Origin of the sequence: Dyadobacter sp. CY327 (assembly GCF_021390415.1) — a bacterium.
GTDB classification, from domain to species: domain Bacteria; phylum Bacteroidota; class Bacteroidia; order Cytophagales; family Spirosomataceae; genus Dyadobacter; species Dyadobacter chenhuakuii.
Map to the genome: position 1 here is coordinate 219732 of NZ_JAJUXJ010000004.1, position 23181 is coordinate 242912.

A 23181-nucleotide genomic window follows, 5' to 3' on the forward strand; every position below is an offset into this window, starting at 1 on the left:
AAATGTTAAGAGTGCTCAGGTGTAGTCCCTAATGTATTCTTAACCAACGGCTTCTACTTCCGCTTTGATCCAGTCGTAACCTTTTTCTTCCAATTCCAGCGCCAGCTCCTTAGGACCGGATTTCACAATCCTGCCTCTGTAAAGCACGTGTACATAATCAGGAACAATATAGTCCAGAAGACGCTGATAATGCGTAACCACGATGGTTGCACGCTCAGGAGAACGCAATGAATTAACACCTTCTGACACAATGCGCAATGCATCAATATCCAAACCAGAATCGGTTTCGTCGAGGATAGCCAGTTTAGGTTCAAGCACGGCCATCTGGAAAATTTCGTTGCGTTTTTTCTCACCGCCCGAAAATCCTTCATTCAAAGCACGTTTCAGTAACGAATCGTTCATGCTTACCAACTTCGCCTTTTCACGCACCATTTTAAGGAATTGTGCAGCGTCCAGCGGGCTTTCGCCTCTATATTTACGGATTTCATTTACAGCAGTTTTCAGGAAATTGATGGTGGTAACACCAGGAATTTCAACAGGATATTGGAATGCAAGAAAAATACCTTCCGCAGCTCTGTGCTCAGGCGCCATTTCAAGGATATCTTTTCCGTCAAAAACTACCGAGCCGCCAGTAACTTCATATTCCTCTCTTCCAGCCAGAACAGATGCCAAAGTGCTTTTACCAGACCCATTAGGTCCCATAATCGCATGCACTTCACCTGGCTTAACTTCCAGGTTGATGCCTTTTAATATTTCCTTACCTTCAATCGAGGCACGCAAGTCATTAATAGAGAGCATAACTTATTTATACTTAAAATACAGTTCGTGGTAAATTTACCGCAAAAGTAACACGCTTTGGGCGTAAAAGAAAATAGCGGTAAATGTGTGCAGTTATATCCTGCATATAATGTACAACCTTTTTAAAGGGCGCCTTGTTCCCCGGATTTGGATATTTCTAGTGTTAAAACCCTGCCTGTAAGCACATACGCCGTAGGCCGGTTTTTAATTGGAAAAGAAACATTTACTTTGCGCACAACACACGTCCAGAAATCATTTATGCATACAGAAATCACCGCCGGCACGGCCATAAACGTGGCTTCCGAAACCGGCACATTAAAACGCCTCCTGATCCACAGCCCCGACCGCGGCCTCGGTAAAGTTGTGCCCAGCAAAGCGCAGGATTGGCTTTTTGAAGATATCGTTCACCTGGACACGATGCGTCGGGGCGAATATGACTACTATGTAAAACTGCTGCTTTACTTCCTCGACCCGGAAAAAATCAAGGGAAAACTGGCCGACATTGACAATGACCCTACCCGCTCATTTTTCATCCCCGGTTCTGAAAAATACTTCGATTCCGACTGTGTAGTTGACATTCAAAAACTGCTGGGGGAAACTCTGGAAAATGGTGAGGTTCGTGTCAAACTCACAGCGGCGATTTGCGGCATTGAACGATGTTCCTACCATACGCAGGAAGAGCTCAACCAGTATGATCCGCACGAGCTGGCCAAAATCTTCATTTCCGGCTCCTATTCCGATAAACGAATGCTTTTTGCCCCACTGCCCAACCTCATCTTCATGCGGGATATCGGCATTGTGATCAATGATCATATTTTGTTGAACAAACCAGCTAAAAATGCGAGGACAAGGGAATCGATACTTGCGCAGTTTGTTTTCTTTTATCACCCGATGTTTGCCGACATTAAAAGCCGCATCATTGAAATACCCGAAAATGAACGTCACTTTTTGCTGCCGGATGATGAGAAAGCGAGCGATTACCACCGCTGCACGCTCGAAGGCGGCGATGTAATGATGGTGGCGCCTAACCATTTGGTGATCGGTTGCAGTGAACGGACTTCGCTTTATGCCGCGCAGCAGGTAATGAAATTGTTGTTCGAAAAAAATGTCGTGACCACCATTACCATCGTAAAAATCCCCAAAAAGCGGGATTACATGCATATTGACACGATTTTTACGCAAGTCAAAAAAAATGTCTGGGTGTTGCTGGGCTCGCTGGCGCGCTTAGGTGATGAAGCAAAAAAACAGGATGTGCTTCATTTTTTTGCCCCGCAGGATACAAATAAGGAATTCAGGATCTTGCAATTTGTAAAAGGCCAGGAACACAATCCGACTGAGATAGAAAACCTGGAAGATCTGCTTACATCAATCAGCGTCAATGATCTGGGTGTTACGGAACCTGTCAGATTCATTTATTCGGGCGATAACGAATTCCCTTACGGCGAGCGAGAGCAATGGACGGATTCCTGCAATCTGTTAGCATTAAAAGACGGCGTTGTTGTGGGTTACGATAGAAATGATAAAACACTGGATGCATTCCGGAAGCACGGTTATCAGGTGATAAGTGCTAAGGATTTGATACAAAAATTGGAAGACGATGAGCTGTCGGTGGAAACCTTAACAGATACTTTCATCACGCTTCCATCCGCTGAACTTTCACGTGCACGGGGCGGCTCGCATTGCATGAGTATGCCCATTTTGCGTAGCGCGGGCCGGTAAATTTTATATTGTAATCGCGGCGTTTCGGTTGTAAATTGCAGTAGACATTCATTCCCAACACTCCTATGCGCGTAATCACATCATCCGCCCAGATCCAGCCTCAATCGACCTCCCGGATCATGATGATCAGGCCGGTTCAATTTGGCTTTAATGCAGAAACTGCGGAAAGCAACGAGTTTCAGCAAAAAGCATTTGCGCAAAACACACAGGAAACCGCCGGCGACCTGGCAAAGGAAGAATTTGACCTGATGATCGATCAGCTGAAAAAAGCGGGCATCGATCTCCATATTTTTGATGATAATGAGGACATTCTGAGGCCAGACGCTGTTTTTTCCAACAACTGGGTGTCTTTTCACCAAAGCGGAAAAGTGGTTCTGTACCCAATGATGGCCGAAAACCGCCGCGCGGAACGCAGACTGGACATTATCGAGCGATTGAGGGAAGATTTTAAAATTGAAGAAATCGTAGACCTTTCTTATTTCGAAGAGCAGGGAAAATTTCTCGAAGGGACTGGCAGCATGGTGCTGGACCGCCGTTATAAAATTGCTTATGCCTGCCTGTCTCCTCGCACGCATCCGGAGGTTCTGGAAGCCTTTGCGGATGCACTGGGATACGAAATTGTTGCATTTTCGGCTTCGGATGAAAATGACAAGCCTGTGTACCACACCAATGTGATCATGTGCGTAGGTGATGTGTTTGCGGTGGTTTGCCTGGAAGCCATCAAAAATCCGGACGAGCGACAGATGGTAAGGGCGGCGCTCGAAGAAACAAAAAAATACATTATTGAAATATCATTTGATCAGGTGCGGCATTTTGCGGGGAACATGTTAATGGTACGAAATACCAAGCAAGACAAGTTTTTGATCATGTCCACGCAAGCCTACGATTCGCTTACCAGCCACCAGCGGCAGGCATTGAGCGACTATGCACGTATTTTACATACTGATCTTGGTGTTATTGAGGGCAACGGCGGAGGTTCGGCGCGCTGTATGATGACGGAAATTCATCTTCCGAGAAAATGAAGTCACTATAAAACAAAAATGCTCCTCATCGGGAGCATTTTTGTAATTTGTAACCCTCATAAAACAATTAATCCCTAATATCGGCTTTCGCTTTTGCGATTTTTTCTTTTGTTTCTGCTTTAAATGCATCCCATTTGTCAGCAGTTTCGTTCTGAGCATCTTTCCAGGAAGCTTGCAAATCCTCTTTTTCTTCGTTCAGTTCTTTCTTGCGGTCTCTCCACTTCGCTTTTTCCTTGTCAGTGGCTTTTTCCATTTTGGCGTCCGCGTCTTCTATCTTCTTGTCTAATTTCGCAACAGCCTCATCTATATCTGCTTTCAACGATTCTTTATCCTCTTTCACTTTCGCCTCGAAATCATTGCCTGCGTCTTTGATATCCGATTTTGCTTCGGCTACATTATCATCCATATCTTCTTTTGCCTCTTCAACGGTCTCGTTAGCAGAGTCTTTTGTTTTTTCGGAACAGCTGGTTAGGCTCAGCATGCCCATGGTCATCATTGCAGCAACCATTAAGGTGATCTTTTTCATAATTGGGTGTTTTAAATTATTTGAAAAAAGAATGATCGTCCATTCCAAAAATTACATATCAAAAATCTTACCAGACCACTATACGCGATTGAGCCTATGGGTTGTAGAATTTTATGCTCACAGTCCTAACCGTTTGGCCAGAACCTCGTGTTTCTTCAAAAGGATAAGGTTGGTATAACGCTTGCTAGTAATCCTTTTAATAATCAGATTTGTATTTTATTGATAGCCTTTCAACTCAACATGCGCCAATTTTATATCCCCAGCCTTTTATTTTCGATTCTTATTTTTACTAATCCGGGAAAGTCCGTTGCGCAAAGCGATTCGCTGAACGCCCGGCAGCTGGAAGAAGTAACCGTCAATGCATTTGAATCCAGAACCAACCCGTTAACGACCACCGCAACTGTGGGGATGATCACATCCCGGTCGCTGGAAAGATTCTCGACTTATACGTGGGCGAATGCTGTAAACACAGTTCCCGGCGTAAAAATGGAGGAGCGTTCACCCGGAAGTTACCGTTTTTCGGTTCGCGGGAGCCTGATCCGGTCGCCATTTGGGGTGCGTAATGTGAAATTTTATTGGAACGGAATCCCTTTCACGGATGCGAGCGGGAATACGCCGCTTAACTCGCTGGATTATGGTGCTGTACAGAATATGGAGATCATTAAAGGACCCGGAAGCAGCATTTACGGGGCCGGGACGGGCGGCGTAGTGTTGTTGCAAAGTCAGACAGACAATGATTTCACCAACCGCATTGAGCAAAGCGTAAGTTTTGGTAAATATGGTTTTCAAAGCAGAAATTCGACCATTCAGGTGGGCGACATTTCAGTACAATATGGACATAGCGAGCAAGATGGATATCGCAACCACAGCAATATGGTGCGGGATGCACTCCGTTTCACTTCTTCTTCACGATTAGGCGAACGCAGCACATTATCGATCCTCGGCATGTTTTCTGACCTGAAATATGAAACCCCGGGCGGCATTAATCTTGCACAATACCAGAGTAACCCGAAACTGGCCAGGCAATCTACCCCGACGGTGCCGGGGAGCGAGGCGCAGCAGGCTGCTATTTACACGAAGCTGGCCTTAATCGGCGGAAACTATACATTACAGCTTTCCGACAGCTGGACACAATCCAATGCATTGTATCTGACGTTCACAGACTTTGCCAATCCTTTTATTTCAAATTATGAAAAACGCGATGAGAATGGAATCGGCGGAAGGAATATCTGGCAAAACCGCTCGCAGATCGGCAATGTAAAAACGAGCTGGACCTCGGGATTTGAATGGCAATATGGGAAATCCGCACAGCGGAATTACGACAACATTGGCGGCAGACCGGACAAGCAGCAAACAGTGGAGGACATCAGGACAACCAGCCTTTCTGTTTTCAGCCAGCTGGAAGCGGTGCTCTTTACCGACCTTACATTAAGCGCCGGCGCGAGTTACAACACATTTAAATACAAATACGAAAGGTTTTTCGCCCTTCCATACAGCAAGGAGGAACGTAAGTTTGACGGCATTTTCGTCCCAAGATTTGCGGCAAACAAGGTGATAGCCAAAAACTGGGCGGTTGTAGCGTCTTACAGTGGTGGTTACTCGCCACCCACATTGCAGGAAGTGCGCCCATCGGCAGGTGGCTTCCGCCGGGATCTGGAGGCTGAGAAAGGGATGAACACTGAATTTGGGATCAGAAAAACCGGAAAAGTGATCACCGGGGAAATCAGTCTGTATCATTTCGGATTACGTGAGACCATTGTTCGCAGGACTAATGAAGCGGGCGCTGAATTCTTTATTAATGCAGGAAAAACCCGTCAGAAGGGAGTGGAATGGACTGTCGCTTATGACATCCTATCCGACCCAAAACTGCCTGTAATGCTTAAATTATGGAACACCGGCACGGCAACGAAATATACATTTGAAGATTTCCAGCAGGCTGATGTGGATCTAACAGGCAAGAGAATCCCGGGAATTCCAAAATTCTCACAAACATCCGGTCTGGATGCACTTTTCAGATATGGCTTTGCCGCATTTGTAACTTATCAACACGGAAGTTCGTTTTACCTGAACGATGCCAACACGGTTGAAAACACACCTTACAATCAATGGATTGCGCGCGTAAGCTGGAAGAAAAGCTGGGGTCAGCATTTTTACAGCGAGCTCTCAGCCTCCGCAGAGAAAGTGAATGCGGGCATTTACAGCCTCGGTTATGACCTGAATGCATTTGGCAACCGCTATTATAACAGTGCGCCAAAAGACAATTTATGGGCTGGTGTGAAGATCGGCTGGGAGTGGCAGAAAAATTCCAAATAATGCATTTATACCTTCATATTCCTTTTTGCAGACAAGCTTGCCATTACTGTGACTTCCATTTCAGCACCAACACCACTAACAAACGGGCTGTGGTGGAAGCCATAGCAAATGAAATCATTCTCAGAAAAGATTATCTGCCCAAAGCAGACATTGAAACCATTTACTTCGGCGGAGGAACGCCTTCGATGCTGGACGAGGCGGAGCTGCATTTGTTGCTCAATACAATCAATCAGCATTTTACGGTTTCTCCCCATGCTGAGATAACATTAGAAGCCAATCCGGACGATTTGCAGCGGGAGAAGTTGCAGCAATTTTACAATGCCGGAATAAACAGGCTAAGCATTGGCATACAATCTTTCCACGAGCCCCATCTTCAATTCCTGAACAGGATACATTCTGCTAGTGAAGGTGAAATATGCGTCAGAACTGCGCAGGAAATTGGCATTACGAACATTTCCATCGATCTGATCTATGCAATTCCCTCACCGGATCACAGCATTCTGATGCAGGATATGCAAAAAGCATTTGCGATGGACATTGCCCATATTTCAGCTTATTGCCTTACTATCGAGCCGCAGACTGCATTTGGAAGCTGGCTTAAAAAGAAGAAAATCAAGCCCATAGACGAAGAATATGCAGCGCAGCAGTTTGAACTTCTTGTAAAAACCCTGGCAGAAAACAGATATGAGCAGTACGAGATCTCGAATTTTGCCCGTAACGGACATTATAGCATGCATAACAGCTCCTATTGGAAGCAAAGGCCGTATTTAGGCGTTGGCCCGAGTGCGCATTCCTATAATGGTGCAAGCCGTGAGTATAATGTTTCAAATAACGCGCGCTATGTCGAGGCCATTCAAAAACGGATCATTCCCACAACGGTGGAAACGTTATCGCCGGCAGATCAGACGAATGAATATTTGCTTACAGGCCTGCGAACGAAGTGGGGCGTAAATAAGGAAAAATTGGAGTTGTTATCGGGCGGCTCTTTCGCATTGATCCATACAGCCGATTTGCAACAGATGGCCAAGAAAAACTGGATCAGGGAAGATGCAGACAACTGGTATTTGACTGATTCTGGGAAGCTTTTTGCGGACCGGATTGCCAGCGATCTTTTTATTGAGTGGAATGGGCAATGAGTTACCGGGCGCTCATTGCGTATGGCCCGATAACTCAAAAACGCGTCTTTTGCTTATGAAAGCAATTCTGCGTTCAATGTAATTTCTGCATTCAGCAACTGTGAAATGGGGCATTCTTTTTTCGCTTTATCAGCAATTTGCGCAAACTCATCTGCGGAAACGCTCGGCACTTTCGCCTTCAATTCGATTGCGCTTTTTGTAACCTGTCCTTTCGCCGGATCCAATGTTACAGTTGCAGTGGCGTTCAGCTCATCAGCTGTAAAACCTGCTGCATTAAGCTCAAAGCTAAGTTTCATGGCAAAACAGCTCGCATGAGCAGCTGCGATCAACTCCTCAGGATTCGTTCCTTTACCCTCAGCAAAACGGGTGTTGAATGAATATTGCGTGTTTTCCAATACAGTGCTTTGTGTACTTACGGTTCCGGTTCCTTCTTTTCCAGTTCCTTTCCAAACGGCTGTTGCTTTACGGTTGATCATCTTGAATGTGTTTTAAAGTTTAAATTAAAATCCCTTGTTGCAGGATCGTTTCATCGAAAAGTAACAAGCATCGGCGATTTACGCAAATTATTAAATTTATATCCTGTGCAATAAATGGGCACTTTTGCCTGTTCCAGACTATGCGCATTCCCGGCCGGAGGCTACTGTTTTAGTTAAGGAATGTTAATGGCGAATCGGGCATTAAACTTTATTATTGCGCAGCAATCTAAAAACCAAATTACAAACCATAATTCAACTTAATCTATTCAATCATGAAAAAGATAATAATGCCTCTCCTGCTAATTGTAGCTGTTCTGTTTCAAAGCTGCGAAGGTCCGGAAGGCCTACAAGGACCTCCGGGGCCAGATGTGGAAGCACTCGGAAAAACATTTGACCTTACAGATGTGAATTTTGTAGCCGCAGAAGATTATCAGTTTGGCCTCACTTTCGCAGCTGCAAAACTGGGCTTTGAGGTGCTGGAATCAGACGCAGTATTGGTGTACATCAACTGGGGAAGTGAAAATGTGAACGGCCAGCCACTCACAGCATATAGACCATTGCCACAAACCGCATTCCTGGATCAGGGCATCCTTACTTACAACTTTGACCGCACTGTGCAGGATTTTTCCATTTTCCTGGACGGAACCGCTAACCTTGCCACAGTGCCTGCCACGTATACAAGAGATCAGGAATTCCGGGTGATTATCATTCCAGCCGATTTTGTCCAACGCAGAAATGCCGCAGTGGATTTCAATGATTACAATGCTGTTGTGAAAGCATTTAACATTGATGATTCAAAAGTTCGGAAGATTTCAGCGAAATAGGCACAGTATTTTAGTTGTGTAGGCATTCTGGATATTTTTTTATAAAATCCGGTAATTTTTTACCGGATTTACTTTTACTAAGTATGAAAAGCGTTTTAAACACACTCGGGTTACTGCTGATTACAGTTTCGCTGGCAACTGCGCAGGATTTCAAGAAGGAGACTAACAAGTTCAGAAAGAAGTATAAAGACGAATTTCTGAGTTCGGCCAACTCTCCCCTCAAAGAAGCTGATCTACCGTTTTTGCAGTTTTACGAACCAGATTCGTCGTATAGGGTTATCGCAAAATTCGAAAAGAGCCGTGGGCAATCTTTCGAAATGCCTACTTACAGCGGAGTTAATAAAACGTACGTAAAATATGGAAAGGTGAAATTTCGGATTAACGGCAGAAAGCAGACATTAACAGTTTACAGAAGCCTGAGCTTGCAGCAGCTCGCGAAATACAAAGACTATCTTTTCATACCTTTTAAAGACAAAACAAATGGCGACGAATCCTATGGCGGCGGCCGCTATCTCGATCTTAAAACCACAGACATAAAAGACGGCCAACTGGTGCTGGACTTTAATAAGGCATACAATCCCTATTGCGCGTACAGTGACGGATACAACTGCCCGATCCCGCCAGCGCCTAATCATTTGCCGATTGCGATCACAGCCGGAGAAAAGAAGTTCGGAAAAGACCATCAGCAAGCGCAACTGAAATAGCATAAAAAAATCCCGATCTGTTCAGACCGGGATTTTTTTATGCTCCAATTATTATGCTTTCAAAAATTCTTTCTGCTTCATAATCCGCTCGAAAACTTTAATGTCGTGCTCAGAAGTAAAAATGCTGAAAGGAAGATATACAAACTGTCCTTTTGAAATCACCAGCACGTAGGCTTCCTTATCCTTATAAGCGTCCATGATCTGCTCCCATTTCATAACACTTCCCTCCTTCTGGTTTAACTTCATCAGTATCTGACGATTATCAATCTCGTAGGAGAATTTTTCGAACATGGGTTTGTATTGCGCAAGCTGCGTAATGCCTGTAAACTGCACCAGCCAGAAAAGCACATAAAGAAGTGCCCCCACAAACACGGTAATGTAGATCCACAAGTTAGGATACACCCCGGTAAGGTTCAAAATGGCGTTGATCAGGATAAGCGCGAGTGGTATTAATCCCCATTTCAGCTGCGTTTTGAAAAAATGACGCATGGCAAGGGCAATGTATTTCTTCGTTGGTAAAGCGTATCTTTTTGTACGGACCGCCGCAGGGTTCGTCGGCATTTGATACACGGGTTGGTGTTTATTCACCGAAACTTTGGCCATAATTCAGTTTAAATTAACAATTTCTTGGATTCCCGGCATGTCGCCATGCTGTCGGAAAATGAAGTGCAAAGTTAGAAAAAAAGGAGTCGACATATCAGAATGCCGTTGAAATAAAAAACTGTTATGAGATTTTAGTGTAATTTGCCTTTCTTAACTGCGTTGAACATGAAACACGAAAATATTCATAACTAAATGGGTTTCCTTTTTCCATCATTTTTGTGGGGTCTTCTGGCTGTTTCGGTTCCAATTGCGATTCATATTTTCAATTTCCGTCGTACAAAAAAGGTCTATTTTACCAACGTTGCATTTTTAAAGGCAGTAGATACAAAAACGCGTTCGGTAAGACAGGTGAAGCATTGGCTGGTGCTTGCGGCGCGGATTTTGGCGATCATATGCCTTGCGCTGGCATTTGCCCAGCCGTTTCTGCCTGCTCAAAACAATCTTTCGGTAGACCGCAAAGGCATTACAAGCCTCTATCTCGACAACTCGCTAAGCATGGAAAGCGAGCTTAATAACAAACGCTATCTGGACATTGCAACCGCGCGTTTGAGCGAGTTACTGGGGCTTTTCAGGAACGCGACTTCTCTCCAACTGGTTACCAACGATTTTTCAGCCCAGGAACAAGGCTTGTACGCGTCCGAAAAATTACGCGACAGGCTGACAACCATCGGGTTATCTAATACACCACGCACATTTGAGCAGGTTTATAAGCGCCAGGAAAACCTCATGTCCCGGCATCAGCAGGCGGGCAAAAATCAGCTTTTCTGGTTTTCTGATTTTCAAAAAAGCACTTCCGGAAATCTTTCAGGATTGAAAGCCGATACGACAAATCAGCTGTTTCTGGTGCCTGTTCAGGCTGCGGCGGAGAAGAATGTTTTCGTGGATTCTGCCTGGCTTAACACGCCTTTTATCCGCGAGTTGCAGAACAACATTCTCTTCGTTAAGGTTAGCAATTCCGGATCAGAAGCAGCCCGCAATGTTGTTTTGAAGCTGAGTCTGGATAATATGCAGGCTTCGACGGCGTCCGTAAATGTTCCTGCCAACGGCAGCGCAACCGCCAAATTCAATTTTAACCTAAAAGGAAAAGGCTATAAAAAAGGGCAGATCACATTTGACGATTTCCCGGTTACATTTGATAACAACTATTATTTCGTGCTCAATGCTTCGCCGTTGATCCGCGTCCTGCACATTTACGGGCAGAAGTCTGCTGGCAACTACATTGAAAACGTCTACGCCAACGACAGCCTCTTTTCTTTGCAAAGTTACAGCGCCAGTAATGTTGATCCGGGATTAATCAAAAATACAGATCTTGTTGTTTTAGAGGGCGTTACCTCGCTATCTGGTTCCCTACCCCAGGATTTGCAGGAGCTCATCCGAAATGGCGGAAGTGTTACAATAATCCCTCCCGCCGCACCTAATACTGAAAGTTATAGCGGCTTTTTGTCGCGGATCGGCATTAATGGTTTGTCCGGCACCCAGAATGCTCAACCTGCACCGGTTGCACTTGCAGCGCCCGATCGTAACAATCCGTTTTTCAGCGATGTTTTTGAAGAATCCGTCCGGCAGGAACTGAACCTTAATCTACCCTCCGCTTCGCCTGTGTGGAGCTGGGCCAATGCAGGGCAAATGGTGCTGGCATTGCGCAACGGACAGACGTATCTGAACCAGGTTACTTTCGGAACGGGCAAGGTTTACCTCTTTGCGGCACCTTTAAATCCGGAATACGGCAACATTGCGCAGCACGCCATTTTTGTGCCTATCATGTATAAAATCGCTGCATCCAGCGTCCGCGCGCAGCGTACATCTTTCAAGTTTGATGAGAATCCGATAACATTAAATGTTGAGAAAGCGCAGCCAAATACGGTTTATAAATTGAGAAGAAATCAGAAAGAAGTCATTCCCGTGCAGCGGATCGCGGGAAATCAGCTTTTACTTGAAATTCCCCAGGGCGATCAGCTTGGAGAGGGATTGGATGCGGGATATTTTGAATTAATAAAAGACAACAAAGTAGAACAGATCATCGCATTGAACCACAACAATGCGGAGTCAAAACTGCAATACTATTCCCCTGACGAGCTCAGAACCATTTTCGCCGGACAAAAAAACGTCCAAATCTTCGACCGCATCGACGACGACGCCTTCTCCACAGCCTTCCAGCAACAAAACATGGGAACCAACCTCTGGAAATATTTCCTATACGGAGCCCTTTTCTTTCTCTTAGTAGAGGTAGCCTTGATCCGGTTATTGAAATGATTGCTTAAACAATAGTTGTAGTTTTTGTTTCACGAATAAATTGTTATTTTTGACAAAAACTAACAGTTATGCGCACTATAAAATCAAAATCTGCAACTCCCGGTACTATAAAAGCTGCGGACTATTTTCGCCCTTTCGAAACAACTTCCACCCTTCATGAGCCCGGCGTAAGCTATCAAAAACTTGATCCTGCTAAATATGGCCGCTTGATCAGCTGCGAGCTTTCGGATGAAGAACTGGAAATGGCGAATGATCCTAATGTCAAGCCCTTCGCATACGTCTCCGATTCCGCAGCGTATGTTCGTAAAATCCGCAAAACATCGAAGCCTTAGATGTTGCTGCTTGACACAAACATTCTAATCGACTATTTGAGAGACAAGCCGCAAGCCATTCATTTCATACATTATACAGGAAAATTCAATCTAGGCATCAACACCATCGTTGTTTTGGAACTGTATAACGGTTGCCTGAATCGGGCAGAGTTTGCGAAAATCAAGCGAACGCTCAATGGTTTTATTCACTTTGATCTTAACGAATCTGTTGCCAAAGCGGCAATTGATATCAGTCATACATTCGCATTATCGCACCAGTTAAGCGTTGCGGATACGCTGATTGCTGCAACGGCATTGGTATATGATTTAGAGTTGCGGACATTAAATCTCAGGGATTTCAAAATGATTCCCGGACTTCGCGTTTCCAACTCGCTCATTCTGCCATAATGATATGAATTTTTCAAAAGTATCTTGTCAAAAGATTTCGGTTCAGTTTTATGTTAGCGGTTTTTACACCAATTTTGTGTGACACTACCGGAACATTAAATGCTTTCATCGCGAATAGGAATTCTTGGCGGCGGCCAACTAGGACTTATGCTTTTACAAGCCGCTGTGGACTGGAATCTGGACATTCACGTCCTCGATCCCGACGCAGAGGCCCCATGCAAACAAATTGCCCCTCACTTTCAGCAAGGCTCGTTACAGGATTATGACACGGTTTATAATTTCGGCAAAGACCTGGATGTCATCACGATAGAAATTGAAAAAGTCAATGTCCAGGCTTTGGAAGCACTGGAAAAGGAAGGCAAGAAAATCTTCCCTCAACCCTCTGTTATCCGACAAATCCAGGATAAACGTGTCCAAAAGCAGTTTTACAAAGATCATAACCTCCCAACTGCCGATTTTATATTAACAGAGAACCGGCAAGATGTCTATAAAAACGCATCCTTTTTACCCGCATTTCATAAGCTGGGAAAAGATGGTTACGATGGCCGTGGGGTGCAGCGGCTTACTTCCGAAGCAGACATTGAAAAGGCTTTCGAACAGCCCGGACTTCTGGAAAAGGCAGTGCACTTTGAGAAGGAACTGGCCGTCATCGTGGCGCGGAATGTAAAAGGCGAAATCACCACATTCCCGACCGTGGAAATGGTTTTTCATCCGGAACTGAACCTGGTTGAATATCTTTTTGCACCAGCAGAAATTGAAAAATCCATAGACGAAAAAGCGCAGGAAATTGCCAGAAAAACGGCAGAAGCTTTCCAGATCGTCGGGTTGCTTGCTGTGGAGCTTTTTATGACTGCCGATGGCGAGATCCTGATCAATGAAGTGGCGCCAAGGCCACATAACAGTGGCCACCACACCATCCGCGCCAATGCGACTTCACAATACGAGCAGCACTGGCGGGCCATTCTGGACTTACCGCTGGGCAGCACGCAAGCTTATGGGCCATCCGCAATGGTAAACTTGCTGGGTGAAGAAGGCTACGAAGGTCCGGCGATTTATGAAGGAATGGAGAAATTGTTGGCTACTGAACAGGTTTTCCCGTTCCTTTACTGGAAGGCCATTACAAAATCATTTAGAAAAATGGGCCATATTACCATTATGGATGCCGATATCGCGTCTTTAAAGAGAAAGGTTGATTTTGTTAAAAAGAATATCAGAGTAATTAGTAAGTAATCTTTCGTTTAGTAATGGTTGGAATCATAATGGGAAGCTTATCAGACCGGAAAATCATGCAGCAGGCAGCTGATGCACTTTCCGAGCTTGGGATCGCTTTCGAAATGGAGATCGTCTCGGCACACCGTACGCCCGAACGCATGCTGGAATACGCGTCATCGGCCAGAAGTCGCGGGTTACAGGTTATTATCGCCGGTGCAGGCGGCGCGGCACACTTGCCGGGCATGGTTGCCTCACTCACTTCACTGCCTGTTATCGGCGTCCCGGTTTTGTCCAGCAATTCGATAGATGGCTGGGATTCAGTGCTTTCCATCTTACAAATGCCTTCGGGTGTGCCGGTGGCAACAGTGGCACTGGATGGGGCGAGAAACGCTGGAATTCTGGCGGCCCAAATCATCGGAGCGAGCGATCCGGAGGTCGGAAAAAGGCTTGATGCATTCAAGGAAGGCCTAAAAGAAAAAGTTGCGGTCATGAATGAGGAATTGAGAAATCACCTTGGAAGTTAGAAGGTCTTTAGTATTTTCGTAAAATTAATTAGCACCACAAAAAACCTCGATTACCGGCTATGGAAGACGAATTCCCTAAGAAAAGAAATGTCCGTCCGACCGAAAAGTCCAACCTTCCTATTGTTACCCTGTTTGTGTTGGTTCTTTTGGTATTAGCAATGTTGTACGTGGGGTATGAATACATTTCCGACAGTTCCTCCAATTCCGAAGAGCTTACTTCGGTCGTTGTGGACTCAACGCTTGAAGAACCCAGTGTAGGCGAGCCGATAACCGACGAGCCCGCCGAAGCATTAGAAACACCGGCCTCGGAAAAGCCGTCGGCAGCGAAAGACCAACCGAAAGAGACTCCAAAAGAAACGACGCCTGCGATTTCGGCGTCCTCAGTTGGTGGAGAGCAAATTACGCATACAGTGAAAGGCGGTGAAACTTTTTCAAGCATTGCATCGCGCTACAATTTGAAAACGGAAACATTAAAGGGACTGAATGCTTCCACTCCCGAGTTGAAGTCGGACGTTACCAAGCTCAAAATTCAAGTTCAGGCCGTGCATACTGTGGGCCCGGGCGATGTTTTGAGGGTAGTGGCAGGCAAATATGGAGTTACCAAAGAAGCAATCATGAAAGCGAATGGTAGAACCAGAGATTTCTCCGAAAGAGGTGAAAAACTCATCATTCCTTTTCCGTCCAGAAAATAGATTCTGAAAATAAAGACATATAAAAGCGCCCGGGACGACTCTTCGTTCCGGGCGCTTTTTTGGCATTGATATTTGATTTAAGCACTTTTCAGCTCAAAAACCACCTCTTCCTCCTCTTCCACCACCAGGCATATCACCGCTTTCAAAATCTCTGCGGCGGTTGTTTTGCGGAGCCGGCGCTTTTCCGAAGTTTCTCAGCGTGTAAGTGAAAGTCAGCATTGCATATTGGGTCAAAACGCGATTGGTAACATCCTGCACGTAGGTTTCCGTCACGTTCCGGGTAATGCTGTTGTTTTGTTTCAAGATGTCGAAAACCGTTAGTTTCAATTCGCCGGCATTGTTTTTCAGGAATTTCTTCCCAATGCTGGCATTCCACAATGTGAAGTTTCGGTTATAACCTTCTCCCAAACCCCGGTACGACTGGTTGCTCACATCACTTTGCACAACAAACCCTTTTCCAAAAATCCAGTTCACACGTCCGGTAATGCCCTGCGTATAATAATTATTGTTCAAATTCGGCTGGATCGTATTGCGGACCATATTGTAGTTTCCTGAATAAGAAACTGTGAAATCGAGGTTCTCGCTGACATTGCTGCTGACAACCAAACCCTGCGAAACCGCGTAGGTGTTGGAGTAATTTGAAATGTTGTTGATCAAGCCAGGGGAACGCACATAGTTGAAGCCGGTAGTCAGGTTTACATTCAGTTTTAATGGCGCAATGGGCTTTCCATAAGCGAGAAAAGTTCGTGCATTCCAGCTTCCGTCCACATTCACAGGCTTTGTAAATTTCGCTCCGCGTTCCAGAATAATTCCGTCGACGATTTCGGTTGGCTCCTGCGCAATCAATGTTGAGTTTACAATTGCGTTATTGGTTTGGGTTACAAAAACCATTGCATTCAGGTTGTACGGACGCTCTGCGCCGGCCAGCAAATAGCGAATATTAAAACTGTTGCGATATTCCTGTTTCAGGTCCGGGTTTCCAGCAGTTAAGGCGAGCGGGTTACTGTTATCGATCACATTCTGCAACTGGGAAATCGATGGCTGATTTGTTGAACTTCTGAAAAAAGTACGGAACTGCGTACCGGTTTTGGATCTGTAACTCAACATAAAATTAGGCAGCAGATTTGTAAATGACTGATCCACTTTGGCGTTGACAGGCGCCAATTGCTGACTGTACAAGCCGGTATTTTGGAAATCCAGCCCCAAATTCGCCGACCAGCTATTTTTGCGATAACGGTAGCCGATTCCTGCCCGGTTGGTCACGTAACGATTGTCAAATGTATTGGAAAGCAGCGAATCAAGGTCCGAATAAGTGTTTTCATCGAAACTCATGTTGTAAGTTTCTTTTTTCGAATCGCTGTTGCTCACCGTCAGACCGTAGTTGAACTGTAACTGGCTGTTTTTCCCGATAGGCTCGGTGTAGATCAGGTTTCCGCCTAATGTCAGGCCGTTGGAATAGGTATAACTTTCCTGATCCAGCGTATCGCCTCGTGCCGCCAGGCCCAGACTGTCGAAAAACATGGTTTTGGAATACAGATTACCAAGTCCGTTGCGATCATTCAGCTGCGTGTTCAGATTCACAGAAAGGGTCCGGCCCTTCTTTTCAAATGAATGGCGAAACAAAACGTCATTATTGAAGTTGTACGCATTGGTTGCATTACGCTGGCTGTTATCCAGGCTGTTGATCCGCAGGCCGTTCAGCGTGTTGAGTCCGGCCTTTGTGCTAGCTGAATTGTTGTCCTGAAAGCTGAATCGCGGTGTCACGATCAGCGAGTTATTCTTATTAATGTTGTATTCTATTCTGAAATTAAGTCTGTGGTTTGCGTTGGTGTTGTTTGTACGGCTGTTTTCATTGTAAATCTGATCCGTAGAATCCGTATCACCAGGCAAAATGAAGCGTTGCTGCATGCTCTGCAAATTGCTGTTACCCGTGCGGTTGAAAAAATAGCTTCCGGTAATATCCACTTTTTTCCCAAACTTGTTGGCATAGTTCAATCCGAAAGAATTTGTTCCGGTAATCCCGCTTTGGTTACCCACCAGGAAATTACCCGCAGAGCCACCTCCCGAACCGCCTCTTCCCCCGCCCCCTCCACCGGAAACACCGATCAGATCCTGGCTTGAAAAGTTTTGCATATTAATGTTATTGCTCAGCCCAATCACCGATATACGCTGATCGCCTTTGAAAAAACTCACATTTCCACCCGCCTGATAACGGTTATCCAGCCCATACCCGGCGAAAACCTTACCAAACTGGCCCATTTTGCGATCGGCTTTGGTGACAATGTTGATGGTTTTTTGGCCGTTACCATCGTCGAATCCTGTGAATTGCGCCTGATCGCTCAGTTTGTCAAAAACTTCGATCTTATCGACGATCTCGGCAGGAAGCGATTTCAATGTTAGTGCAGCATCTTCCCCAAAAAATGGCTTACCATCCACCAAAACCCTGTTAACTGTCTCACCATTGGCCGTTACCGTTCCGTTAGCGACCGTTATGCCGGGCATTTTCTGGATGAGGTCCTCGGAAGTTGCGTCAGGGTTTGTTTTATAGGCAGCAGCATTGAACTGGGTCGTGTCGCCTTTTTGCTGCACCGCAGTAACTTGCCCTACGACCTTGATTTCTTTCAAATTCGCAACGGCTTCGCTCAACTGAAATGTGCCGACATCCTGCGTATCATCCTGCACTGTGACTGTGCGGGAAGCATCTTTATAACTCAGATAGGAAACCTTCACAAGATAAACAGCTTGCTTGGCGAGACCACTGAATGAAAACTTACCGTCTATATCAGTCGTTACATACTCGGGTTTCGCATCGGGCAGGTTCCTGCTTACTGCAACATATGCGCCCACAACCGGCTCGTTGGTAACACTGTCTTTTACCACGCCGGTGATCCGGCCGGTTGGGTCTTGTGCAAATGCTGAGAGGGAAAATAATATCAGCAGCGAGAGTAGGGATGCGAATTTTTTCATGGTTTCTGTAAAGGTTAATTGCATTTTAGAGCCTCCTTTTTGATTATAGTTTAATAAGACTCAGCAATAAACCCCTACAATCGATAAAACCACCACACTTATAGATCAACGCCGGGATTTACCCGACGAGAAAATTCACTTCAACCAGTCCTTTAAAAGCCCTTCATACGCATCCAGGAATTTTTGATAAGCTTTTTCCAGCTTTGGAAGCGCCTCGCCGAGCGTGCTCGTATCATCCGATTTCAAACGCCATTCCGCGTCGCGCGCTATTTCAGCAACCTGTGCCACGCCCACAGTTCCGCCGCTTCCCTTTAATGTATGCAAATTACTTTTCACCGTTTTAATGTCCCCACTGGCATATGCCTCCAAAGCACCCGCAACCAGCTCATTGGATTCTGTAACGAAATCTTCAAACACAGACCATACGAGATCCGGGCCGCCAATGCCGTTCAGCTGATCGATGATTTCTTTGTCCAAGATCGGCAACACCACTTCCTGGGCAATTTCGCGCTGTTTGGATTCCAATTTGCGGCTTTCCACATTACTCAGCAAATCTTTCACTTTGAGGATCAATGTTTGCGCGCGAATGGGTTTGGCAATGTAATCGTCCATGCCCTGGCTCATAAACCGGTCACGGTCCTCTTTCATGGAATAGGCTGTCATGGCCACAATCGGCGGCATAGTGTCCGGGAAACGCTTTTTCAACTCCTGGGAAGTCTCCACGCCATCCATATCGGGCATTTGGATATCCATGAATATAATGTCGTAGCTCACATCCGAAACTTTCCTTTTCGCTTCCACCATTTCAATCGCCTTAAACCCGCTCTCTGCCAGATCCACGTAGCAACCCGATTTTTTCAGGATTTCGTTCGCCACTTTCCGGTTTACCGCATTGTCGTCCACCAGCAGAATGGTCGGATGATAGTCTGTGAAAACATTCTCAATCGGCGTTTCCTCCATCTGCACAATGGTGCTGGCCTGAGCGATGGAAGTTTCTTTTGTTTCAAATGTAAACCAAAATGTGCTCCCCTCTCCCACGGTCGATTCCACACCAATTTCCCCATGCATTAACTCACACAACTGCTTGGAAATGGCCAATCCAAGACCCGTTCCGCCAAAAGATTTACGGGAAGAGTTATCGAGCTGTGTAAATGAGGTGAACAGGATCTGCCGGTCCATCGGACTGATCCCTATGCCCGAATCCTGAACCTCAACTTTTATTTTATGAAACAATCCGTCCTTCTTAACCAATGTCAGGAACACAGTAACTGCCCCGTGTTCGGTGAACTTCAATGCATTGGAAGTCAGGTTCGACAAGATCTGCAATAATCTGGTTTGATCCGCAATGATGAACTTCGGAATGTCGGGGGCAATGTGATAGGTGAGCGTATTTCCTTTACTCTTAGCAGTTTGTCCGAAAAGCGAAACCAATTTCAGCAACAACTCTTCCGTCGCGATCGGCGCCTCGTGCAATTCCATCTTTCCGGCCTCGATTTTGGAAAGATCCAGAATGTCATTCAGAATGTTCAGTAATGTTTCCGATGAGCGCTTGATTGTCAGCACGTAATCCTTTTGCTCCACATTCAGCGGAGTCTCGCCCAGTAAATCGATCATTCCGATCACACCATTCATCGGCGTCCGGATTTCGTGGCTCATATTGGCCAAAAACCCTTCTTTCACCTTTAATGACCGCTCTGCATGTTCTTTCGCTTTCAGTAATTCCTGCTCGTTACGCTTCAATTCGGTAATGTCACGCGCCAGCACAGCAATTTCGGTTGGCTTGCCTTTGTCGTTGGTAAACATCAGCATGTTAATCATGAACTGCCTTTCGGTGCCGTCTTTGCGGTAAAGCGAGATCTCGAAGTTGCGAAGGCTCTTGCTCCGCCTCAACCGGATCAATGCTGAATGTATCCGTTTTTTATCTGGAAAAAATTCAAGGATCTTGTGTCCGATCACTTCACCCGGCAAGTAACCGAGCCTTTTCAACACAGATTGGCTGATCATGGTAATCTCACCCAGGCGGTTAATCCGACAATAAATGTCTTGCAGATTTTCAAAAATCCCCCGAAAAAGCTCTTCACTATGCCGCAGTGACAGCTCAGCCTCTTTACGCCGTGTAATGTCGCGTGCGATGCCCGAAACCTCCTCAATTACGCCATCCGCATAATGAATGGGGTTAAGGTAAAATTCGAGCCACATTTCGCCGTCGCCTTTCCGGTCTATTTTAAATTCAAAATATTGCGGCTCGCCTTTTAAAGCCTGCCTGTATTTTGTTTCCAGCGTCCTGCGATTGCTGTTGCCCACCATTCGCCAGCCAAATTTCTCCGCACTGGACTGCAATGAAGGCCTTATACCAAGCTGATTCTGAATAAGATCTGCGTAATTCCTGTTGAATGAAGTTAGCTGTAAGGATTTGTTAACCGACCAGATCAGGTGAGAACTGCTGTCAAAAATCGCATTCAGGCGTGCCAGATATTTACTCAGTTCTTCTTCATTCTGTTTCCTGGCAATCGCCATCGCGACCTGCCCTGAAATGAATTCGAGTAACTCCAAATCCCTAGCATCGAACATGTTAGGATCATCATAGGATTTTACACCAATGATCCCCGTGACGCGGTCGCCTACGCGCAAGGGCACGCACAGGAGCAATTTTGGCGTTACGCCGTATAGGTGCAAACTGTTTGTTTTAGCCAGTTCTTCGACTTTTTCACCAGACAGAAACAGTGGTTTGTTAGACGCAATCGCATATTCCGTCAAACCATTACCCAGCTTTCTTTTTGTAAATTTTACATTCCCTTTAAAATACTGATCGATATAGTAAGGGAAATAAATGTAGCTTTTGCTTGGATCGTAAAGCGCGATGAAGAAGTTTTTTACATCAATAATCTTACCAAGTTCTTCATGGATGCTGTGGTAAAAATCGTCCAGATTCTGTGTGTTAACAGTCCAGTTGGCGATGCTATAATACAGGTTCTGCGCCTTTTCAGCCCTTATTTTTTCAGTATAATCATTTAAAATGCAGCGGAAAGCAGTTGGTTTACCATTATCAAAACGGCAATTGACACTTCCTGCCACAAAAACCTTTTTTCCCTCCCTACTAAGGAAAACCGTTTCAAAATTTGGATTGGAATAGCCTTGCTCAATCAGTTTCAGCTGCGCCAGTGCCTGCTCTTTATGCTGCGGATGCAGAATGTCTTCCATCCGCATGGACGCAATTTCGTCGAGCCCGTAACCCAGCACTTCGCGCCATGCTTTGTTTACAAATATAAATTTCCCGTCAATCGCAACCAGCTGGATCAGATCGCTGGTGTTGTCCACCAAATCCTGTAACTGCGAGTTGGATTTGGCAATGGATGATTCCATTCGGCGGCGGCGGGTGATGTCATCACCAACCAATGTCACACATTCCACCTCGTCGTGCTCGCTGTGCATGAGCACGCTGTTGATTGAAAACGTCCTTAATGTTCCTTTTTGAGCTAGAAAAGGCACTTCTCTCTGTTCCAATTTCCTTTTTCCCTGAATGCCTTCTTCCAGCATCTGCCGGATTTCATGTTCTTCTTCCTTAGGAATGAGTCTGTCAAAAATGCTGTGTCCCACCAGGTCCGACTCCTGCCAGCCTGTTTTCATCAAAGCATGCGCACTGATATTACGGATGATGAAGTCCGGAGAAAAGGTAATTCCAATCAGGTTGAGATGCTGAAGTGTAGCGTGTATAGTCTGCCAATCGGTCTGGGACAAGATCAATTCCATAGTAAGTTGATAATCGCACTTTTAAGATTCCTTCCTATTCTTTATTCGATAAATCTACGAATTAAGCCGTAATTTTGGTTCGTGAAAACAAATTATAAAAAGCGCGACGATTCCAAAGTAAGGGCCAAAAAGCATTTGGGCCAGCACTTTCTGAAAGACTTAAATATTGCTCAGCGGATCGTCGACGGACTGTCCGGACATAACGGTTACAGCACGGTTTTAGAGATCGGCCCCGGGATGGGCGTCCTCACCCAGTTTCTGATCACAAAAGATGCATTCAGCACACACGTGATTGAAATCGACACCGAATCTGTTGCCTATTTGAAGAAACATTACGAAGACCTCACGCCCAGGATCATTGAAGGCGACTTTCTGAAATTCAATCCGGCCGATTACTTTTCAGAGCCTTTCGCCATCATTGGCAACTTTCCTTACAACATTTCCTCTCAGATTTTTTTCCGTGCATTACAAATCCGCGATCAGATCCCCGAGATCGTTTGTATGCTGCAAAAAGAAGTGGCTATGCGCATTGCATCGCCTCCGGGAAATAAGGATTATGGTATATTAAGCGTTCTATTGCAGGCATTTTATGATATAGATTACCTGGTTTCCGTGCCTCCGGGTGCATTTGATCCTCCTCCCAAAGTGCAGTCCGGCGTGATCCGTTTGCGTAGGAATGCGGTCGCAGCATTGGATTGTGATGAAAAAATGTTTTTCAGAGTTGTGAAAACGGCTTTTAATCAAAGAAGAAAAACACTTCGCAATGCATTGAAACCCATCGGTGAATTTCCTGAAAATCCACTGCTGACCAAACGGGCGGAGCAGCTGAGCGTGGCGCAGTTCGTGGAGCTGACCAGACTTGCCCAGGATTTGCAGCCGCAAATCTGAAAATGCCTTTTGATAGTATATAATGTAGCTAGGAGCCATTCTGCTAATTGCTAAA

General features: G+C 45.5%; 19 protein-coding genes. 13 read left to right on the forward strand and 6 right to left on the reverse strand.

Annotated elements, in window-relative coordinates; all coding sequences use genetic code 11:
- Nucleotides 1–39: 39 nt before the first annotated feature.
- A complete protein-coding gene (gene sufC, locus LZG74_RS12540; protein WP_026631612.1) occupies nt 40–798 on the reverse strand; it encodes a Fe-S cluster assembly ATPase SufC in 759 nt (252 codons plus the stop codon).
- A 258-nt stretch (nt 799–1056) separates the two neighbouring features.
- Here sufC and LZG74_RS12545 point away from each other — a divergent pair, with 258 nt between their 5' ends.
- Both LZG74_RS12545 and ctlX read left to right on the forward strand, forming a co-directional pair.
- Nucleotides 1057–2517 (forward strand): arginine deiminase family protein, encoded by a 1461-nt coding sequence (locus LZG74_RS12545; RefSeq protein ID WP_233796919.1) that lies wholly within the window; start codon nt 1057–1059, stop codon nt 2515–2517.
- A gap of 65 nt (nt 2518–2582) precedes the next feature.
- On the forward strand, nt 2583–3539 hold the full coding sequence (gene ctlX / locus LZG74_RS12550) for a citrulline utilization hydrolase CtlX (protein WP_233796920.1): 957 nt from the start codon (nt 2583–2585) through the stop codon (nt 3537–3539).
- 67 nt (nt 3540–3606) lie between these two features.
- On the opposite strand, the gene LZG74_RS12555 is transcribed toward ctlX, so the two are convergent.
- Nucleotides 3607–4065, reverse strand: coding sequence for a hypothetical protein (locus tag LZG74_RS12555; RefSeq protein ID WP_026631615.1), 459 nt, complete (start codon nt 4063–4065; stop codon nt 3607–3609).
- Nucleotides 4066–4305: 240 nt separating this feature from the next.
- Here LZG74_RS12555 and LZG74_RS12560 point away from each other — a divergent pair, with 240 nt between their 5' ends.
- Nucleotides 4306–6378, forward strand: coding sequence for a TonB-dependent receptor (locus LZG74_RS12560; RefSeq protein ID WP_233796921.1), 2073 nt, complete (start codon nt 4306–4308; stop codon nt 6376–6378).
- Entirely contained in the window at nt 6378–7514 is a 1137-nt protein-coding gene (hemW, locus tag LZG74_RS12565; protein ID WP_233796922.1) for a radical SAM family heme chaperone HemW, read from the forward strand. The genes LZG74_RS12560 and hemW overlap by 1 nt, the downstream gene beginning before the upstream one ends.
- A gap of 53 nt (nt 7515–7567) precedes the next feature.
- On the opposite strand, the gene LZG74_RS12570 is transcribed toward hemW, so the two are convergent.
- Nucleotides 7568–7990 (reverse strand): OsmC family protein, encoded by a 423-nt coding sequence (locus LZG74_RS12570; RefSeq protein WP_233796923.1) that lies wholly within the window; start codon nt 7988–7990, stop codon nt 7568–7570.
- A 272-nt stretch (nt 7991–8262) separates the two neighbouring features.
- On the opposite strand from LZG74_RS12570, the gene LZG74_RS12575 reads away from it, so the two are divergent.
- Entirely contained in the window at nt 8263–8814 is a 552-nt protein-coding gene (locus LZG74_RS12575) for a hypothetical protein (protein WP_233796924.1), read from the forward strand.
- Between the two features lie 83 nt (nt 8815–8897).
- Nucleotides 8898–9518, forward strand: coding sequence for a DUF1684 domain-containing protein (locus LZG74_RS12580; RefSeq protein WP_233796925.1), 621 nt, complete (start codon nt 8898–8900; stop codon nt 9516–9518).
- Nucleotides 9519–9569: 51 nt separating this feature from the next.
- Here the strand turns inward: LZG74_RS12580 and LZG74_RS12585 are convergent, their stop codons facing one another.
- Entirely contained in the window at nt 9570–10079 is a 510-nt protein-coding gene (locus LZG74_RS12585; RefSeq protein ID WP_233796926.1) for a YcxB family protein, read from the reverse strand.
- A gap of 234 nt (nt 10080–10313) precedes the next feature.
- Between LZG74_RS12585 and LZG74_RS12590 the strand changes: the two genes are divergently transcribed.
- The 6 genes from LZG74_RS12590 to LZG74_RS12615 all read left to right on the forward strand — a co-directional run bounded on the left by LZG74_RS12590 (nt 10314) and on the right by LZG74_RS12615 (nt 15521).
- Entirely contained in the window at nt 10314–12374 is a 2061-nt protein-coding gene (locus LZG74_RS12590) for a BatA domain-containing protein (protein WP_233796927.1), read from the forward strand.
- A 68-nt stretch (nt 12375–12442) separates the two neighbouring features.
- The gene (locus LZG74_RS12595; protein ID WP_233796928.1) at nt 12443–12706 is read left to right on the forward strand and encodes a hypothetical protein; all 264 of its coding nucleotides are present in this window, start codon (nt 12443–12445) and stop codon (nt 12704–12706) included.
- Nucleotides 12707–13093: a type II toxin-antitoxin system VapC family toxin gene (locus LZG74_RS12600; RefSeq protein WP_233796929.1), complete on the forward strand. Its 387-nt coding sequence runs from the start codon at nt 12707–12709 to the stop codon at nt 13091–13093.
- 99 nt (nt 13094–13192) lie between these two features.
- Nucleotides 13193–14323 (forward strand): 5-(carboxyamino)imidazole ribonucleotide synthase, encoded by a 1131-nt coding sequence (locus LZG74_RS12605; protein ID WP_255699222.1) that lies wholly within the window; start codon nt 13193–13195, stop codon nt 14321–14323.
- Nucleotides 14324–14337: 14 nt separating this feature from the next.
- Complete coding sequence (gene purE / locus LZG74_RS12610; RefSeq protein ID WP_026631626.1) at nt 14338–14829, forward strand: 5-(carboxyamino)imidazole ribonucleotide mutase; 492 nt, start codon at nt 14338–14340, stop codon at nt 14827–14829.
- 59 nt (nt 14830–14888) lie between these two features.
- Nucleotides 14889–15521, forward strand: a complete 633-nt coding sequence (locus LZG74_RS12615; RefSeq protein WP_233796931.1) for a LysM domain-containing protein — start codon at nt 14889–14891, stop codon at nt 15519–15521.
- 93 nt (nt 15522–15614) lie between these two features.
- On the opposite strand, the gene LZG74_RS12620 is transcribed toward LZG74_RS12615, so the two are convergent.
- Together LZG74_RS12620 and LZG74_RS12625 are read right to left on the reverse strand one after the other, a co-directional pair.
- Nucleotides 15615–18488 carry a TonB-dependent receptor domain-containing protein gene (locus LZG74_RS12620; protein ID WP_233796932.1) on the reverse strand — a complete coding sequence of 958 codons (2874 nt, stop codon included), beginning with the start codon at nt 18486–18488 and terminating at the stop codon, nt 15615–15617.
- Nucleotides 18489–18623: 135 nt separating this feature from the next.
- Complete coding sequence (locus LZG74_RS12625; protein ID WP_233796933.1) at nt 18624–22238, reverse strand: PAS domain S-box protein; 3615 nt, start codon at nt 22236–22238, stop codon at nt 18624–18626.
- A gap of 81 nt (nt 22239–22319) precedes the next feature.
- Here LZG74_RS12625 and rsmA point away from each other — a divergent pair, with 81 nt between their 5' ends.
- Complete coding sequence (rsmA, locus tag LZG74_RS12630; RefSeq protein WP_233796934.1) at nt 22320–23126, forward strand: 16S rRNA (adenine(1518)-N(6)/adenine(1519)-N(6))-dimethyltransferase RsmA; 807 nt, start codon at nt 22320–22322, stop codon at nt 23124–23126.
- The last annotated feature ends 55 nt before the right edge of the window (nt 23127–23181 follow it).

What these genes read in the sequence shown, in the direction of transcription:
- sufC (WP_026631612.1), bottom strand. Translation starts at nt 798, where the DNA reads ATGCTCTCTATTAATGACTTGCGTGCCTCGATTGAAGGTAAGGAAATA.
- LZG74_RS12545 (WP_233796919.1), top strand. Translation starts at nt 1,057, where the DNA reads ATGCATACAGAAATCACCGCCGGCACGGCCATAAACGTGGCTTCCGAA.
- ctlX (WP_233796920.1), top strand. Translation starts at nt 2,583, where the DNA reads ATGCGCGTAATCACATCATCCGCCCAGATCCAGCCTCAATCGACCTCC.
- LZG74_RS12555 (WP_026631615.1), bottom strand. Translation starts at nt 4,065, where the DNA reads ATGAAAAAGATCACCTTAATGGTTGCTGCAATGATGACCATGGGCATG.
- LZG74_RS12560 (WP_233796921.1), top strand. Translation starts at nt 4,306, where the DNA reads ATGCGCCAATTTTATATCCCCAGCCTTTTATTTTCGATTCTTATTTTT.
- hemW (WP_233796922.1), top strand. Translation starts at nt 6,378, where the DNA reads ATGCATTTATACCTTCATATTCCTTTTTGCAGACAAGCTTGCCATTAC.
- LZG74_RS12570 (WP_233796923.1), bottom strand. Translation starts at nt 7,990, where the DNA reads ATGATCAACCGTAAAGCAACAGCCGTTTGGAAAGGAACTGGAAAAGAA.
- LZG74_RS12575 (WP_233796924.1), top strand. Translation starts at nt 8,263, where the DNA reads ATGAAAAAGATAATAATGCCTCTCCTGCTAATTGTAGCTGTTCTGTTT.
- LZG74_RS12580 (WP_233796925.1), top strand. Translation starts at nt 8,898, where the DNA reads ATGAAAAGCGTTTTAAACACACTCGGGTTACTGCTGATTACAGTTTCG.
- LZG74_RS12585 (WP_233796926.1), bottom strand. Translation starts at nt 10,079, where the DNA reads ATGCCGACGAACCCTGCGGCGGTCCGTACAAAAAGATACGCTTTACCA.
- LZG74_RS12590 (WP_233796927.1), top strand. Translation starts at nt 10,314, where the DNA reads ATGGGTTTCCTTTTTCCATCATTTTTGTGGGGTCTTCTGGCTGTTTCG.
- LZG74_RS12595 (WP_233796928.1), top strand. Translation starts at nt 12,443, where the DNA reads ATGCGCACTATAAAATCAAAATCTGCAACTCCCGGTACTATAAAAGCT.
- LZG74_RS12600 (WP_233796929.1), top strand. Translation starts at nt 12,707, where the DNA reads ATGTTGCTGCTTGACACAAACATTCTAATCGACTATTTGAGAGACAAG.
- LZG74_RS12605 (WP_255699222.1), top strand. Translation starts at nt 13,193, where the DNA reads ATGCTTTCATCGCGAATAGGAATTCTTGGCGGCGGCCAACTAGGACTT.
- purE (WP_026631626.1), top strand. Translation starts at nt 14,338, where the DNA reads ATGGTTGGAATCATAATGGGAAGCTTATCAGACCGGAAAATCATGCAG.
- LZG74_RS12615 (WP_233796931.1), top strand. Translation starts at nt 14,889, where the DNA reads ATGGAAGACGAATTCCCTAAGAAAAGAAATGTCCGTCCGACCGAAAAG.
- LZG74_RS12620 (WP_233796932.1), bottom strand. Translation starts at nt 18,488, where the DNA reads ATGAAAAAATTCGCATCCCTACTCTCGCTGCTGATATTATTTTCCCTC.
- LZG74_RS12625 (WP_233796933.1), bottom strand. Translation starts at nt 22,238, where the DNA reads ATGGAATTGATCTTGTCCCAGACCGATTGGCAGACTATACACGCTACA.